A 16,862-nucleotide genomic window follows, 5' to 3' on the forward strand; every position below is an offset into this window, starting at 1 on the left:
GGGATCAATCTCCGTCCAATGCGTTAAAGCCCGAAGCGACGCCCAAATGCGGGCCCAGATCTTGGCGGGCCACATCGCGGATCGCGGCAACAGACTGCTGCAACACCTCTACACGCAGACGGGATTGCGGCTTGGCCGTTCCAGCGAACACAGGGTCGTCCAGGTCGGCAGCGATTGCCAGCGCCTCGTCAAACCGGTCGTCAAAGGCGGCCACCACGGCCAGGTCATCCGCCGCCAACCGCTCCGCCAGATCCTGCAGAGAGGTGAGCGCGACCACGACATTGCGCAAAGACCGCCCCGATCGCCGCGTCTCTGCCCGATTGGGGCGCGGGCGGTCAAAGCTGCCCATGGGGCGTCCGATGCGGGTGTCGGCGGTAAACTCCAGCCCGAGGTTCAGCGCCTTGAAGAGCTCTTGCGCCGCTTCCTCGGTGCTGCGGTAGGGGCCACCCTCGGCGGGGGTAGCAACGGCCTCGGCATAGCCAGAGGTCCAGCCGTCCAGAATGGCCTGGGACTGCGTGGCGATATCGGCTGTTACCGTCTGCACCAAGGCGCAGCGATAGCCAGCATCGCCCATCGTGCTGATCTGATCGTCATACAGCAGGAATTCGAGCGCATAGAAACCGCGCCCCGCGATGGAGACATCGGCATAAGCCTGCGGGTCACGGCCCACGGGATCGGCATCCGTGATCAGACCCGCGAGTGTTTTGGGTGTGGCCCCACGGCTGTCGGGCCAGAAGGCCAGCGCAAAGGCGCGGTTATCGGTCTCGGACGGGCCAAAACGCAGATGGCTCACCGCGATCCACGCGTCAAAGGCATCGTGGTAGGCATCGCGCAACGCGGCGTCATCAGCGGCGCAATTCTGCTGGGCAACGGCGGCCAATGCATCCGTACGCTCTGCCAGTGTGGTATAGCGGGGCAGGATGTGATGATCGACCACATCGCGCAAAACGGCGGAGCCTACCTCGGCCGCAGCACCCAATGGTGCGCAGAAAAGACCAAGGGCGAGGACCAGTTTTTTCATGTTACAAACTTTCCAGATAGTGGATTAAAGCATCACGGTCTGCGGGCGGCATGTCAATGACGCGGTTCTTGGCGGGCTCGGCCTCTCCGCCATGCCAAAGCACGGCTTCCAGCAGTGACCGCGCGCGCCCGTCGTGCAGGAATTGCGTGTGTCCCGATACGGTTTCGGTCATCCCAATCCCCCACAGCGGCGCAGTGCGCCATTCGGTGCCCGTGGCGCGGGCCTCGGGGCGGTGATCGGCCAAGCCTTCGCCCATGTCATGCAGCAGCATATCGGTATAGGGCCAGATCAGCTGAAAGCTTTGCTCTGGCTGGTCCTTCAGACGATGGGTGACAAAGCTAGGCTGGTGGCAGTCCGCGCAGCCCGTTTCATGGAACACCTGTTTGCCGCGCAGCACCTCGGGGGCGTCCGCGTCTCTACGGGCGGGCACGGCAAGGTTGCGGCTGTAGAAGGTGACCAGATCCAGCCCTTCGGCGTCAATCTCGAAGCCGCGCACGTCACCGGCCCCATGAGGTGCGTTTACGCAGGCATCCTGAATGGTAGAACAATCGCCAAACGGATCGCCGAAGATCGGGTTAGAGATGCCGATATCGCCCGCAAAGGCCCCCGCGGATTGTTCGCGGATCGTGGGCATCCCGGCCTTGAGCCCGAAACGGCCCAGCATCGGCATGTTGTATTCCTGCGACCAGACGATATTGGCGCGGCCCGAAATACCGTCACTATCCGCGTCATTCGGGTCTGCCAGCGCCAGAATATCCGCGGCAGGGATCGCTTCGAGAAGCCCAAGCCCTATCATCTGCGGCGTCACACGGGGCGACAGCATCGCGTCGGGGTGCAGCGGACCATAGCCAAGATCAGCCGCGGTGTATGTCGGTTGCCGCAAGGACACGACCTGCCCGCCCGACAGGGTCACGGGGACTTCGGTATAATCGATCTGCAAGCGGTATTCGGCACGATGCCCCGAGACGGCGAAATCCTGCATTTGCGTGCCGTAGGTGGGTTCGGCGAGCGTGGCCAGATACCCTTCGATCTCTTTGATATTGCCGGCGTCTTCATTGCCCGGAATAGACACGCGCAGGAACATGGAAATCGCGCTGTCGTCGGAGCCCTCGGGCGGGTGTCCGCGCCCGTCCTTGATGTGGCAGCTTTGGCACGACCGCGCGTTGAACAAGGGCCCCAACCCGTCAGAGGCCAGCGTCGACGAAGGCGACGACACCCACAGCTTGCGAAACAGCCCATTGCCCAGCTTGAAGGTCAGCTCGTCCTCGAACGACATATTGCCCGAGGCCTGCGAAAACGCATCGGCGTTCATGCGCGGGCGTACGGTGGCCGCGCCGCCGCTGTTCACCTCGAACGGGCTGGGGGCGTCAAAACTGTCGGGTGGGGCGGTCACATCGGCGATACGGGCCGTTTCATCGGCGGTACGCGGGATGATATTTAGATGGGGTTCATCAAGCGGCCCGGCGTAGACCGGACCGCTCAATAGGGGCAGGGACATCACCAGGGCCTGAGGGATAAAAGACCGGAGGAAACGCATATTCTGCCCTATTTCGATATTAGAAGGGGATGACCAACGATGCCCCGACAGCGGTAAAGTCATTGCCGTCTACATCGTAGAAGCCGACGCCACCACCCAGCGACATATCATTCTCGAACGTGTAGTCTACACCCACGGTGATCAAATCGTCGTAACCATTCGCGGTGTTGTCGATGCCGGTGTAGCTGGCAGAGTAGGCCCACGGCCCCTGAACGTAAGAACCGCCCAATGTCGCATAGGTGGAATCCTCGCCCGTGCCTGCGAACCCGTCGAAATAGGCCACTTCGGCGATCAGGTCGAAACCGTTGCCAAAGTCATGCGCCATCCCGATGACGGCCCCTTTTTCGTCGGATACATCGCTGTCACCCGCGGTCAGGAAACGCCCGCCAACCCAATAGATCGTGTCGCCAACTTCTCGCGTGTACTGTAGCGCCACGTTGTTCAGCTTGCCGGTGTTGCCCGCGCCGCCATCCGCGGTGGTGTTGCGGCCGCGCTTTGTCCCCAGCGAGTCGCTGAACGCCGTGTCATCCACATAGAACAGCGCAAAGGACAGAACCCCGCCGGAGGCGGCGACAGGCATGTCGAATGTCGCACCGATCACTTCGGGCAACTCATAGTCTTCGGCCAGCGATGTGCCGTAGAAACCGGGCGCTGCGTCCAATGCAACAGCGAAGGTCGGGCTTACTTTACCGACGCTCAGTTCGCCTGCGGCAAGATCAAAGCGCAGGCCAAGTTCGTCCACATAAAGACCCAGATCGTCGAAATGACGGGTTTCGGCCGGGTCTGTGACGCTTTCCAAGCTCACTTCACCAAACAGCGTGATGCTGGTCGCGACACCAGCTTCGAAGGCGAGCGACAGGCTGGCGTAGTTATCGGTCAACTCGCCTGCAGGATCATCGGATGTGACGGTGCTGTCGACGCCGATCTCAAACTCACCGCCCCAGACAAATGCCTGTTCTTGAGCCAAAAGGGGAGTGGCACCGGTCAGAGCCAATGCACAACCGGCGAGAGCTAGTTTCTTCATTCTTGTTTACTTTCAGTGGGAGGAGGAACGCGTGAAAACGGGGTATTACTCGAACACGGCGCCGGGGCTGTCGAGGCTGTCGGAGCCTTCAATCGCCACGTCATCGACGCCGAGTGTGGCAACGACGCGTTCGATGGTCTTGGTCTGTGCGATCAGGGCGTTCACCCCCCCCATGACCAAGGCTTCGCCGCCCTTGTTGCCGCGCGCCATCATCTGGTCATAGGACATGCCCGCTTCGGCAGCGGTCTTGATCTGGCCAAGCTTACGCATGGTGGTCGACAGGTTCATCTGCATTTCCGCATCCAGATCAGCGTTTTCGGCAGCGACCAGATCGGACAGGGATGGGCCGGTGACCAGCGTGCCGTCGGTACGCGCATAGGCGCCGAGGTACACGTTCTGGATGCCCAGACCGTCGTAATAGTGGCTGTTGTGCGTGTTGTCCGAGAAGCAGTCTTGCTCTTCTTCGGGGTCGTTCAGCATCAGACCAAGGCGCATGCGTTCGCCCGCGAGCTCACCGTAAGACAGCGACCCCATGCCGGTCAGCATCGCCGAGATCGCGCCGTCTTCGTTGTCGGTCAGGTTGGTGCGCGCGGCACCGCCTTCAGCCCATTGTGCAACCATATATTCCAGATCGGTCACGACCAGATCGGCAGCAGCCTTGAGGTACTGACCGCGGCGGTCACAGTTGTCATTGGTGCAGTCTTCGCCCGTGGCGTAGTCTGTCCAGTCGCGCCCACCGGCCCCGTGTTCCGTGCCGTTCAGATCCTGCCCCCAGAGCAGGAATTCAACCGCGTGGTAGCCCGACGCCACATTGGCTTCGTTCCCGTCGGCTTCGTGCAAGGTTTCGGCAAGGAAGTCGGGGGTGATTGTGCTGGCGTCAACTTCGGTGCCCGACAGTGTGAAGGTCGGGTTCGCGATAACGTTCAACGCGGCGGCGGCGTTTTCATCGGTAGCCCCGCCATAGGAGGCGTCAACATAGTCGATCAGACCTTCGTCCAGCGGCCAGGCGTTCAGCTTGCCTTCCCAGTCGTCAACGATAGGGTTGCCGAAACGGTAGGCTTCGGTCTGCTGGTAGGGGACGCGCGCTGCCAGCCACGCGGTGCGGGCGGCTTGCATCGTGTCGGCGGAGGGCTCTGCGATCAGGGCATCCACGGCGTCGACCAGCGCTTGGGCTGTGATCAGGCTGTCGCCATAGGCGGCTTCGGCGATGTCGGCGTATGTGTCGATCACCTCGGACTTCTCTACCGCCAAAGCGGGGGAGGCCAAGGTCAATGCAAGCACAGAGGTCATCAAGCTGCGGGTCATACGTTCAGTTCCTTTTGACGGATCGCGCCTGCGGATGCTGTCGACAATTGCGGATCGACGGGCCGCGCCGGAGGCATGGAAATCATGCGCAATACCTGAACAGTATCGCGGGGAAGGTCAACCCGACAATTTTAGTAAGATAACTTTTTTGCCGCTCACGTTTTTGGCATCGCCCAAAAAATACGCGGTGATCCTAGGGGCTTACTATGTAAGGCGTGCGCCTTGCGGCAAAGTGGGGTCAGAGGCATTCAACCGATCAACGGCAAATCCTGCTGCGGTCTTGTACTGCGCCATATACTCGGCCCGTTCCTGAGGAGGGATCACGTCGTCGATCTGGTCAAAGGCACCGCCACAGCGGTCGTTGACCATGTTCAGCAACCCGAAAGGACCGGCCCCGCGATTGCGCAGGATCAGCTCTGATATCGGTCCGCAATAAGCGTCGTCAAAACTGCGCAGCGCCGCGGGGGTGACCCCGTCTTGCAGGAAGCGTGCGCACAGATGGCGGGCGTCCATGATCGCCTGGCTCGCGCCGTTTGATCCCGTGGGATACATGGCATGGGCCGCGTCGCCGATCAGGGCAACAGGGCCGTCGACCCACGTGGGGATCGGGTCACGGTCGATCATCGGGTTCTCGTAAATCTCTGTCGCGCCGCGCAGCAGGGCGGGGACATCCAGCCAATCGTAAGTCCAGCCGTCAAAGTGATGTGCAAAGTCCGACAGCTCCGCCGGACGGTACCAACCGCTTTTGCGATCCTCGGTCTCGTCCAGCGTGACTTCGGCGATCCAGTTGATGGTGGCATAGCCCTCGGCATCGGGGGCTGAAATCGGATAGATCACCATGCGCTGGCGGTGGTCGCCAAGCCCGACAAACGAAGACCCCGTGCGCACCGGTTTTGCCCGCGAGGTGCCGCGCCACATCAAAGCACCACCCCAGTGGATCGGCGGCTGATCGGGATGCATCTGCGCACGCACGGCAGAATGGATCCCGTCGGCACCGATCAGCAGGGTGCCCTCGGCACGTGTCTGTGACCCGTCGGCATGGGCGATATGCGCGGTCACGCCACCCGCTGGCCCGTGGGTGTATCCGGTGATCTTGGCACCAAGCTGCACGGCCTCGGCACCAGCGCGGTCCACCAGCGTTTGATACAGCAGCATATGCAGCTGGCCCCGATGCGCGGCATATTGCGGCCAGCGATAGCCTGCGTCGGTGCCGCGCGGCTCTGCGTAAATCTCTTGCCCCTTCTGCCCGACCAGCGCCCATTCCTTTGCGGGTACGCCGATTTCGTCAAGCTGCGCTTGGGTCAACCCCAGGTCAAACAGCTCGCGCACGGCATTGGGCTGGATGTTGATCCCCACACCCAGCGGTTTCAAGCTGCGCACCTGTTCATAAACAGTGCAGCGCAGGCCAAGCTGGTGCAGCGAAAGCGCCAGTGCTAGGCCGCCGATACCGCCGCCTGCGATCAGGATATGAGGTTGGGTCATGGTGCAGTTCCGCTTTCGTCTAGGGGCATTTCGTTGTGCGACGAACGTCCTACATCATGGTGCGGAAATCAATGGGATGTCTGGGAAAGCGGGGCACACCCCAGATCGCCGGAGCGCGAGGCGCTGCAACGGCAAATGGTCCTTCGGGGCCGGAAGCGCAAAGGACCGCTTAGGCGGATTCCAACGCGGATTGTTCGGCAATCAACGCTTCGGAGGATTTCAGGAAGTCGTCCAGACCAAAGATAATTTCGGTCGGGCAGTTGGCGATCTTGCCCTTGGGGCCATCCAGATGCGCGTCAATCGCAAGCTCGTTGTCGCGCGCCACGGTACCCAGATCGTCGAACCCCAAAGAACCGGCCGTGCCCGCGATCTGGTGCAGAATGGTACGCGCTTCAGCGAGGTTATCGTTGATCTCTTGCAGCGTGCTGCCTTCCCAGGCGGCAAGCGCGTGCTCGGCCAGCGCACGCTGGCGCTGCTCTAGCATATCGAGGAACCGCGCGCGAATACGCTCGATCCCCGGTAACTCCAGCTTCTTGTGCATCACGCTGTTCTCCCCACATTCCAGAAGTCGTTCTGGACCTTCTGGTAGTTGGCTGTCGCTTCTTCGGCAGAGGCATGCGCCTCTGACAGCGCATCCATGACCGAGGAATTTGTCTTCCACATCAACCGCACCGCCTTGCCGGCGCAAATACGCGGGTTGATGTGTTGACCACGGTTATCGAACAATTCGGTTTTTGCCAGCGAAATGTTGATATTATTCGCCAAAAGCTTGGGATCAGGGCGCCAGCCGCTTTCTGTGATGCATACAAACGTGCCGCCGCCTGCGTAAGACATGAGGAACTGGCACCCTTCCAGCGTATCCGAAATGATCTCTCCGACATCGCTGAGCATGCTGCAGAATTCGAAGTTCGACATGTTTTCGTGGAAGATTTCGACATCGCGGATGTTGAAGGCAAAACAGATCGACCCGAACAGGTCGCTGCGCGACAATTGCTGCACATAGTTCTCAAGCGCCATGAACTCGATCAGGTTGTTCACATCATGGATCGCCATCGGCTCGTGCAATTGCACGGCGCGTTCGGGCCGACCGTCGTGATGGGTAACCGCCTTGGCCGCGAACACTTTGCTCGTGCGGGTTGCCAACCCGTCAACCGCGCGTTCAACCAGCGACAGCCGCGCCTTAAGCTCGGTCATTTCGAACGGCTTGGTCACATAGTCGGTCGCACCGGCAGAGAAGGCGGCGTCGATATAGGATTTTTCGGACATCGCGGTCAGCATCAGGATCGGCGCATCCATATATTGCTTCATCGCGCGGATCTGGCTGGCCAGCTGGATACCGTCGGTGACCGGCATCTGAATATCCAGAAGGAAGCTGTCGAACGGGGCGCGGGCGTTGTCCTTGATCGCCTCAAGTGCATCGGCAGCGCATTCGGCAGTGACCAGCGTATGGTCTGTCATGCCTTCAATGAAATGCGACAAAAGCTCTAGGATGATTGGGTCGTCATCTACCGCAAGAATTTTCATTTGTTTGCCTTACTACTTGTCCGTAACAGCTCGGTATGGCTGTTTCTGTTGCTTTCTATCTGATGGCGAAACTTGTCATAATTGGGGCGATCTCGGTTAAATACTTAGGCATTTAGGCTAATTAGATGTTCGTTTGAGCAGTTGAATAGACGAAAGGGACCATTCGATGACGCCGGCGCAGAGCAAGAAAAATAAAGCCGATTCAACGATTTTCGGCACAACGCCAGAGGGTGAAAAGATCGTCCGGCATCAGATCAGCAACGGCGGCACGTCGATTTCCGTTTTGTCGTGGGGGGCAACGATTCAAGAGCTTCGCGTCATGGGGGAATCGCATTCGCTGATACTGGGCGGGCGCGACGTGGCTGCCTACCTTGGCAGCATGCAGTACTTTGGCGCGGTGGTCGGTCCGGTCGCCAATCGCATCGCGGGCGCAGAGATGGAGATTGCGGGCATCCGGCATCAGCTTGATAAAAACGAAGCAGGGCGGACCACGCTACACAGCGGTACCGCGGGGTATTCCGGCCGGAACTGGCGCTTTACCAATGTCACCCCCACGCGCTGCCGGCTTGAGCTGCACCACCCCGACGGGTTGGGCGGGATTCCCGGAAATATTAACGCCTCTGTTACATACACGATTGATACTGCAGGACATCTAGAGATCGAGATGACCGGCGCGGCGGATCAGCCGACCTATTTCAATCCCGCCTTTCATGGCTATTGGAACCTGTCGGGATCGGCGGATCTGTCGGATCACCGCCTGATGGTGCCCGCGACCAGCTACCTTCCTGTGGATGACGCTCAACTCCCGTTAGGCGCGCCCGTCTCGGTAGCGGGCAGCGAATTCGACTATCGCCATGCGCGCGCAATCGGGCCGGTGCTGGATCACAACTTTTGCCTTTCCCAAGGCGGGGACCAGATGGTGCTTGCGTGCCGGTTATGCACTGAACGGCTACAGTTGGATGTGTTGACAGATCAACCTGGGGTGCAGCTCTATAACGGCGCGCATATTGATACAGGTGCGGATCTGGGCGTGGACGGAGGCGCCTATGGGCCACAGGCAGGGCTTGCGATCGAGCCGCAGTTCTGGCCCAATACCCCGCACCACCCCGAGTATCCCGATTGTTTGCTGCTGCCGGAAAAGCCCGTGCGATACCGATCCCGGTTCGAGCTGCGCCGCATTTGACAGCTTTACCGTGGTTACCTCACGTTTTTTTGGGGCAGGGTCGAATTGACACTTGGTTCAAGATGTATCAGTGCGCTATATAATAAGGTAAACATATTAAAAGCGGACAAGACATGCGTACCAAGATCAACCCCGACAGCTTTGGTTTCCTTATCAGCGACATCGGCAGGCTCAGCCGTGGCGTGTTCGAGCGCGAGATCGAAGCCGCCGAGCTTCCTGTGACGGCGGCAGAGGCACGGGTGCTGGCGCATATGGCGCGTTGCGGGGCGACGCGGCAGCATATGCTGGCTGAAAGTCTTGGCATGACGCCGATGAGCCTCACGGGGTTTCTGGACCGTCTGGAAGCGGCAGAGCTGATTGCCCGTACCGCCGACCCGAATGACCGCCGCGCCAAGATCGCGTCCCTGACCCCGCGAGCCAACGACATCCTGTCGCAGATCGCACAGGCCGGTGCACGGGTAGAGACGATCATTTCGGAAGGATTGACGCCAGAGCAGTGGCAGACCTTCCGCGCCACGGCCCTGACCCTGCGACAGAACCTGTCGGCCTCTCGCGGGGCGACGTGCAAATCCGAGGCCGCCGAATGACAACGCCCATTATGTCAGAACGGCGGGTCAGTCTGATCGGCGCGCTTCTGGTGGCCATCGGGCCTGTGTCGATGGCCTTGTATACGCCCGCGATGACAGAGCTGGTGCGCGTCTTTGACACCACGGAATCCGCAATCAAGCTGACGCTGACGCTTTATTTCGGGGGCTTCGCCTGTGCGCAGCTGATCGCAGGGCCGCTGTCGGATGCGCTTGGACGGCGGCCGATCACGATTGCCTTCATGGCGCTTTATTGCGTGGCCAGTGTCGCTGCGATCCTGTCGCCCACGGTAGAGGTTCTGATGGGCGCGCGTTTCCTGCAAGGCATCGGGGCCTCCGCGGGGATCGCGATCTCGCGGGCATTGGTGCGGGATCTGTTCACCGATGACCGGTCGTCGCGGATCATGAACCTGATCGGGATTATTCTAGCCCTTGGTCCGGCGCTGGCCCCGACCATCGGGGGGCTGATGCTGCCGGTGTTTGGTTGGCAGTCGATTTTCTTGCTGATGACCGTGATCGGTTTCTTCGTGATCTGGGTCGCGCTTTTTTCCATGAAAGAAACCGTGACCGCAGACCCCTCGCGCCTGAATTTCAAGGCACTTGGCCGGACCTACAAGGCTTTGCTCAGCAATCCGCAGTTCCTATCCGCCGCTTTGGTGATGGGCGGTGCCCTTGGCGCGCTCTATGCGCAGGCGACATTCTTGCCGTTTATCCTGATGGACGAGGTCGGGCTGACGCCCGCGCAATTCGGGGCGTCGATGTTGGCGCAATCGGGCAGCTTCTTTACCGCGTCCTTGTTGGTGCGCCAGTTGATGGGCCGGTTTTCGGCAGACCGGCTGGTCGGGCCGGGGCTGGTGTTTGTGGCCTTGGGCAGTCTGGGGACGTTAACCCTGCTGCTTTGGCCGCCGAGCTTTCTGCACGTGATGGTGCCGGTCGCGACCTATTCTTTCGGGATTGCTTTTGTGATGCCTGCTATGTCCACCGCCGCACTTGCCCCCTTTGGGCGGGCTGCGGGGGCGGCGGCGTCGATGCTGGGCTTTATCCAGATGGGGTCCGGTTTGTTGGTCGGGTCGCTTGGTGCCTTGCTGGGCAATGCGCTTTTGGCTATGGCAACCCTAATCCCGATGATGGGCGCGGTAGCTTGCGCGTCGTTTCTGGTTTATCGCAGGATCCAGCCTCGGCCCGCAGCCGCTGCACCGGCAGAAACCCGTGCCACCTGCGGGCCCAAGGTAACTGCACCGTCGCCCGTGTCGGCACCGGAAAAATAGGGCAATTTGTCCGCCCCATCCACAGCACCCCGCGGTGGTGCTTTCGATTTGAACTAAAAGACAGGATCGTCAGAATGCACTCCTTGATCTCCGGGCTGCGCTGCGCCGCCCTTGCAACGGCTATTTGTGCGGTGTCTGTCCCCGCAACGGCGCAGCAGGGCGATCGCCCGCCTGCTGCCGTCACCGTGATGACGATGCAGCCGCAGGATGTGCAGCTTGCCACGACCTTGCCCGGACGCGTTGTCGCCTCTGCCGAGGCAGAGGTGCGCCCGCAGGTGGCCGGCATCATCACAGAGCGTCTGTTTGCTGAGGGTGAGCCCGTGGCGGAAGGCGATGTGCTGTTTAAAATTGATCCCATCGTTTACGAGGCCGCTGTCGCGCAGGCGCAGGCATCGGTTGCGCAGGCGCAGGCGCAAGCCAGCTCTGCCGAGCGGGAGGCCAAGCGGCTCGAGGAACTGTCCTCGCGCAATGTTGCAAGCGATCAGGCGCTGGATGCGGCGGTAGCGGCACGCGACAGCGCGGCGGCTTCGCTTCAGGCGGCGCAGGCGGGGCTGCGCTCTGCCCAGATCGAGCTGGATCACACGCAGGTCCGTGCCCGTCTATCGGGCGAGATCGGGCGGTCCCTGACCAGCCCCGGTGCCTTGGTGACCAACAGTCAGGCCAGCCCGCTGGCCGTGATCCGCAACATTGATCCGGTCTATGTCGATGTCACGCAATCAGCGGCCGAACTGCTGGATTGGCGGCGCGGCAATGCGGAAAAGCGCCTTGGCGATACCCCGCGCGAGGTCAAGCTGACGCTGGCCGATGGCAGTATCTATGACCAGACCGGTACGCTGACCGCCGCCGAACCCGATGTGGACCAGCAAACCGGCGTCGTCGTGCTGCGGATGGCCTTTGACAACCCCGACCGTCTGCTCCTGCCGGGCATGTATGTGCGCGTTGAAATGCCCACGGGGATCGCGAAAGGTGCCTTCCTTGTCCCGCAAGAAGCCGTAAGCCGCGACCGTCGCGGGCAGCCGCTGGCGATGGTGGTGAACGGCGACAACGTCGTCGAACAGCGCCAGTTGACCGTGCTGCAGGACCGCGGATCGGACTGGATCGTGAGCGAGGGGCTATCGGCGGGCGACCGTGTGATCGTGATGGGGCTGCAAAAGGCCGCGCCCGGTGCGACCGTTACTCCGCAAGAGCAAGCCGCCCCAGACGCCAAGTCCGAGGACGCCGCACCGGCACCCGCCGAATAACCAAAAGCCGGAGCGTTTTGCATGGCCCGTTTCTTTATTGACCGCCCCATCTTCGCATGGGTGATTTCGATTTTCATCATGGGTATCGGCGTCTTGTCGATCCTCAACCTACCCGTGGCGCAATACCCGCAGATCGCGCCGCCCTCTGTGGCTGTGCGCGCGTCCTATCCCGGTGCCTCGGCGCAGACGGTGGCCAATACGGTAACGCAGGTGATCGAACAGCAGATGACCGGTCTGGACGGGCTGCGCTATATCTCGTCGTCGTCCACCAGCGAAGGCGGGGCGAGCATTACGCTGACGTTCGAGACGGGCACAGATGTCGATATCGCGCAGGTGCAGGTGCAAAACAAACTGTCGCAAGCCTCTGCCTTGTTGCCGGAACCGGTGCAGCGGCAGGGGATCACGGTGCAAAAATCCTCTGCTGGCTTCTTGATGGTGATCGGGCTGATTGGCGAGAACGGGAAGTATGACGCCACCGATCTTGGCGATTACATGCAATCCAATCTGGTGAACGAGATCAGCCGCGTCGAAGGCGTGGGCAGCGTACAAGTGTTCGGGGCGCAATACGCGATGCGCATCTGGCTTGATCCGGTGAAGCTCGCCGCGTTTGAATTGACCCCGTCCGACATCGTGGCAGCGGTTTCGGCAGAGAACGCGCAGATTTCAGCGGGATCCTTTGGCAGCCGTCCTGCCGTCGAAGGGCAGGCGCTGAACGCCACGATCACCGCGCAATCCCTGCTGACCAGCCCCGAGGATTTCCGCCAGATCGTGCTGCGCGCGGAAACCGACGGCGGGCTGGTGCTGCTGAATGATGTCGCGCGGGTCGAGATCGGGTCGGAAAGCTATGCCACGATCTCGCGGTATAATCGCAATGCGGCGACCGGCATGGCGGTCAGCCTTGCCCCCGGTGCCAACGCGCTAGATACAGCCGCCGCCGTCGAACAGCGGATCGAGGAACTGTCGGCGTTCTTCCCCGAAGGGGTGAGCTATGTCGTGCCCTTCGATACGACGCCCTTCGTGAAAATCTCTATCGAAGAGGTGATCAAGACCCTGATCGAGGCGATCGTGCTGGTCTTTATCGTCATGTATCTGTTCTTGCAGAACATCCGCGCCACCTTGATCCCGACGCTGGCGGTGCCGGTCGTCTTGCTGGGCACCTTTGGCGTGCTCGCGGCCTTTGGCTTTTCGATCAACACGCTGACGATGCTGGGCATGGTGCTGGCGATTGGTCTACTTGTCGATGACGCGATTGTGGTCGTCGAGAACGTCGAACGGATCATGGAGCAGGAACACATCGGCCCGCTTGAGGCGACGCGCAAGTCGATGGACCAGATCACCGGCGCCCTGATCGGGATCGCAGTGGTTCTGTCGGCGGTCTTTGTGCCGATGGCGTTTTTCCCCGGCTCGACGGGGGTGATCTATAAACAGTTCTCGATCACCATCATCTCGGCGATGACGCTGTCGGTGGTGGTCGCCTTGACCCTGACGCCCGCGCTTTGTGCGTCCCTGCTCAAGCAGGGCAGCCACGAGAAGCGGCGCGGGTTCTTTGGCCTGTTCAACCGCGGTTTTGACAAGACACTTGGTGGGTACACTGGCACGGTGGGCTGGCTGGTCCGGCGTCCGCTGCGGGTCGGGCTGGTCTATCTGGCGATCATCGCGGCGATGGTGTTCTTGTTCATGCGCACGCCTGCAGGCTTCCTGCCGGCGGAGGATCAGGGCACGCTGTTCACACTGGTGCAGGCCCCCACGGGCGCGACTGCGGAACGCACGCTCGAGGTCATCAAACAGGTCGAGAACTACTATCTGGAAAACGAGGATGACGTCGTTGAATCCGTCTTCGGCGTGGTGGGTTTCAGCTTTGCGGGCCAAGGGCAGAACCTTGGTCTGGTCTTCGTACGACTGAAAGACTGGGAGCAACGCACAGAGGCGGCGCAAAGCGTGCAAGCGGTGGCGGGGCGGGCCTTTGGTGCCTTCAGCCAGATACAGGACGCGATGGTCTTCCCCATCGTGCCGCCCTCGGTCAGCCAGCTTGGCAACGTGTCGGGGTTTGATTTCTACCTGCAAGGCCGCGGCGGTCAAAGCCACGAACAGCTGCTGGAGGCACGTAACCAGCTTTTGGGGATGGCGGCGCAAAGCCCGCTGATCGCCTCTGCCCGCCCCAGCGGGTTGGAAGATGCGGCGCAGTTCAATCTGGATATCGACTGGCGCCGCGCCGGTGCGATGGGGGTCAGTGCCACGGATGTGGGCAACCTGCTGACCGTCGCCTGGGCGGGTCGTTATGTGAACGACTTTGTCGATGAGGGGCGGATCAAACGGGTCTATGTGCAGGGCGAGGCCGCTGCCCGCGCGACCCCGTCGGATCTTGAGAAATGGCGCGTGCGCAATGACAGCGGGGGGCTGGTGCCCTTCTCTAACTTTGCCGAAGGAAGCTGGGCGTACGGGCCGCAGGGGGTGAACCGCTATAACGGTATCCCCGCGATGCAGATCCAGGGTTCTCCCGCCGAAGGGGTCAGCACAGGCGAGGCGATTGCAGAGCTTGAACGTCTGGTCACCCAGTTGCCCCCCGGCTTCCAGATCGCCTGGACCGGGTTGTCCTTGGAGGAACAGGAATCCGGCAACCAGGCCCCCTTGCTGTACGGTCTGTCCCTGGCGGCGATCTTCTTGGCGCTGGCGGCGCTTTATGAAAGCTGGTCGATCCCCTTTGCCGTGATGCTCGCCATGCCAATCGGCATTTTGGGGACCTTGACCGGCGCCTATCTGGGCGGGTTCGAAAACGGGGTTTTCTTTCAGGTCGGGCTGCTGACCGTGGTGGGTCTGACGGGGAAAAACGCGATCCTGATTGTCGAGTTTGCCCGCGACAGACGGCAAGAGGGCGAAAGCATCTTTGACGCCGCTGTCGACGCCGCGCGGCAACGGTTCCGCCCCATCATCATGACCTCTATGGCGTTCTCGCTGGGGGTATTGCCGCTGGTCCTCAGCACCGGTGCGGGCTCCGGTGGACGTACAGCGATTGGGGCCGGTGTGCTGGCCGGTACGATTGCCGCAACCGTTCTGGGGGTTCTTTTCGTGCCGTATTTCTTTGCGATGGTGGCGCGTTTCACCGGCAAGGATCCGGTCAAGGACACCACCGGCTAGGCACCACCTTGCTTTGATGAAGTCAGGACGGAGGCAACGGCGCGTTGCCTCCGTCTTTTGCGTTGGGGCACATTGACGCGCCGCGGTTGCGGGCTAGTTCCCTCTGCGAGGGAAGCCCCAACATTCCACGCCAGCAGCCAACATCCAATAGGAGGAGCCAGCATGATAAACTTTACCCTGAACGGCAAAGAGGTGAGCGTAGACGCGCCCGATGACACGCCCCTCTTGTGGGTGCTGCGCGACGACCTGCGGCTGACCGGCACGAAATTCGGCTGCGGTATCGCGCAATGCGGCGCCTGCACGGTCGAGTTGAACGGCATGACCCGCCGCAGCTGCGTTACCCCGCTTTCTATGGTTGAAGGCTCCTATGTGACCACAATCGAGGGTGTCGACGGGCCAGAGGCCAAAGCGGTTCAAGCGGCATGGGAGGCGATCGACGTGCCCCAATGCGGCTGGTGCCAATCCGGTCAGGTGATGAGCGCCACGGCCCTGCTGCGCGAGATCCCGAACCCCACGGACGAGGATATCGACAATGCAATGGCCGGCAACATCTGCCGCTGCGCTACCTATGTCCGTATCCGCGAGGCGATCAAGAACGCCGCCAAAGAGCTGGAGGGGTAAGCCATGACCAATCTTAATCTCTCTCGCCGCGGTTTTCTGTCTACCGCTTCTGCCGGACTGGTGATCGGCGTTGTGCTACCCGAAAAATCGCGCGCCCAGTCCGGTGCCGCGACCGCCTTTGATCCGGCGGCCGATCCGGCCACATTCGCGCCGAACGCCTTTGTGCGTGTCGCCCCCGATGACACGGTGACGGTGCTGATCAAACATATCGAATTCGGGCAAGGGCCGAACACCGGCCTTGCGACCCTCGTGGCCGAGGAACTGGATGCCGACTGGTCGCAGATGCGTGCCGAAAGCGCGCCTGCCAATGATGAACTTTACGCCAATACGCTGTTCGGGTTGCAGGGCACAGGCGGGTCCACCGCGATGGCGAACAGCTATATGCAGATGCGCAAGGCCGGCGCCGCCGCCCGCGCGATGCTGGTTGATGCCGCCGCCGCCGAATGGGGCGTGCCCGCGTCCGAGATCACGATCTCGAAAGGGCGGATATCCCACCCCAACGGGACCGAAGCAGGCTTTGGTGCCTTCGCTGAAAAAGCCGCAACCATGACCGCCCCCGCCGAACCCAAGCTGAAAGAGGCCAAGGATTTTACTCTGATCGGCACCGATGTGCCCAAGCTGGACACCCATGCCAAGACAACCGGTCAGGCCGAATACACGATGGATGTCTATCGCGAGGGGATGGAAACGGTCGTCGTGGCCCACCCCGATAAGATGGGCGCCGTTGTCGCCAGCTTTGACGATACCGACGCGCTGAAGGTGCCGGGTGTCATCGCGGTGCGTGAAATCCCGCAAGGGGTCGCGGTCTATGCCAAGACCACCGGTGCCGCGCTCAAAGGGCGCGAAGCATTGCAGGTGACATGGGATGACAGCAAAGCCGAAACCCGGTCGAGCGCGCAGATCTATGCGGATTTCTCGCGCGCCGCTGCCGAAGGCT

14 protein-coding genes are annotated in these 16,862 nt (G+C 61.3%); 7 read left to right on the forward strand and 7 right to left on the reverse strand.

Features of this window, described 5'->3' with window-relative positions; genetic code table 11:
* Nucleotides 1–4: 4 nt before the first annotated feature.
* From B3849_RS09785 to B3849_RS09815, 7 genes are all read right to left on the reverse strand, one after another.
* Complete coding sequence (locus B3849_RS09785) at nucleotides 5–1,021, reverse strand: imelysin family protein (protein WP_278425730.1); 1,017 nt, start codon at nucleotides 1,019–1,021, stop codon at nucleotides 5–7.
* A gap of 1 nt (nucleotide 1,022) precedes the next feature.
* Nucleotides 1,023–2,519 carry a di-heme oxidoredictase family protein gene (locus B3849_RS09790; RefSeq protein WP_278425729.1) on the reverse strand — a complete coding sequence of 499 codons (1,497 nt, stop codon included), beginning with the start codon at nucleotides 2,517–2,519 and terminating at the stop codon, nucleotides 1,023–1,025.
* A 58-nt stretch (nucleotides 2,520–2,577) separates the two neighbouring features.
* Nucleotides 2,578–3,582 carry a hypothetical protein gene (locus tag B3849_RS09795; RefSeq protein ID WP_278425728.1) on the reverse strand — a complete coding sequence of 335 codons (1,005 nt, stop codon included), beginning with the start codon at nucleotides 3,580–3,582 and terminating at the stop codon, nucleotides 2,578–2,580.
* 45 nt (nucleotides 3,583–3,627) lie between these two features.
* Nucleotides 3,628–4,887: an imelysin family protein gene (locus B3849_RS09800; RefSeq protein ID WP_278425727.1), complete on the reverse strand. Its 1,260-nt coding sequence runs from the start codon at nucleotides 4,885–4,887 to the stop codon at nucleotides 3,628–3,630.
* A gap of 204 nt (nucleotides 4,888–5,091) precedes the next feature.
* Nucleotides 5,092–6,369: a flavin-dependent oxidoreductase gene (locus tag B3849_RS09805; protein ID WP_286780056.1), complete on the reverse strand. Its 1,278-nt coding sequence runs from the start codon at nucleotides 6,367–6,369 to the stop codon at nucleotides 5,092–5,094.
* Nucleotides 6,370–6,538: 169 nt separating this feature from the next.
* Nucleotides 6,539–6,910, reverse strand: a complete 372-nt coding sequence (locus tag B3849_RS09810; protein ID WP_005849092.1) for an Hpt domain-containing protein — start codon at nucleotides 6,908–6,910, stop codon at nucleotides 6,539–6,541.
* Nucleotides 6,910–7,893, reverse strand: a complete 984-nt coding sequence (locus B3849_RS09815) for a response regulator (protein WP_037942088.1) — start codon at nucleotides 7,891–7,893, stop codon at nucleotides 6,910–6,912. The genes B3849_RS09810 and B3849_RS09815 overlap by 1 nt, the downstream gene beginning before the upstream one ends.
* Before the next feature lie 166 nt (nucleotides 7,894–8,059).
* Between B3849_RS09815 and B3849_RS09820 the strand changes: the two genes are divergently transcribed.
* The 7 genes from B3849_RS09820 to B3849_RS09850 all read left to right on the forward strand — a co-directional run.
* A complete protein-coding gene (locus B3849_RS09820; RefSeq protein WP_278425725.1) occupies nucleotides 8,060–9,076 on the forward strand; it encodes an aldose epimerase family protein in 1,017 nt (338 codons plus the stop codon).
* Nucleotides 9,077–9,189: 113 nt separating this feature from the next.
* The gene (locus tag B3849_RS09825) at nucleotides 9,190–9,663 is read left to right on the forward strand and encodes a MarR family winged helix-turn-helix transcriptional regulator (protein ID WP_005849095.1); all 474 of its coding nucleotides are present in this window, start codon (nucleotides 9,190–9,192) and stop codon (nucleotides 9,661–9,663) included.
* Nucleotides 9,660–10,928: a multidrug effflux MFS transporter gene (locus B3849_RS09830; protein ID WP_286780057.1), complete on the forward strand. Its 1,269-nt coding sequence runs from the start codon at nucleotides 9,660–9,662 to the stop codon at nucleotides 10,926–10,928. The genes B3849_RS09825 and B3849_RS09830 overlap by 4 nt, the downstream gene beginning before the upstream one ends.
* A gap of 74 nt (nucleotides 10,929–11,002) precedes the next feature.
* Nucleotides 11,003–12,169 (forward strand): efflux RND transporter periplasmic adaptor subunit, encoded by a 1,167-nt coding sequence (locus B3849_RS09835; protein ID WP_278425723.1) that lies wholly within the window; start codon nucleotides 11,003–11,005, stop codon nucleotides 12,167–12,169.
* Nucleotides 12,170–12,190: 21 nt separating this feature from the next.
* Complete coding sequence (locus tag B3849_RS09840) at nucleotides 12,191–15,304, forward strand: efflux RND transporter permease subunit (RefSeq protein WP_132997966.1); 3,114 nt, start codon at nucleotides 12,191–12,193, stop codon at nucleotides 15,302–15,304.
* A gap of 162 nt (nucleotides 15,305–15,466) precedes the next feature.
* Nucleotides 15,467–15,925, forward strand: coding sequence for a (2Fe-2S)-binding protein (locus tag B3849_RS09845; protein ID WP_009824309.1), 459 nt, complete (start codon nucleotides 15,467–15,469; stop codon nucleotides 15,923–15,925).
* 3 nt (nucleotides 15,926–15,928) lie between these two features.
* A partial coding sequence (locus B3849_RS09850; RefSeq protein ID WP_286780058.1) for a molybdopterin cofactor-binding domain-containing protein occupies nucleotides 15,929–16,862 on the forward strand: 934 nt, incomplete at its 3' end.

This window comes from Sulfitobacter sp. UBA4523, from assembly GCF_002388305.1.
Lineage (GTDB): Bacteria > Pseudomonadota > Alphaproteobacteria > Rhodobacterales > Rhodobacteraceae > Sulfitobacter > Sulfitobacter pontiacus.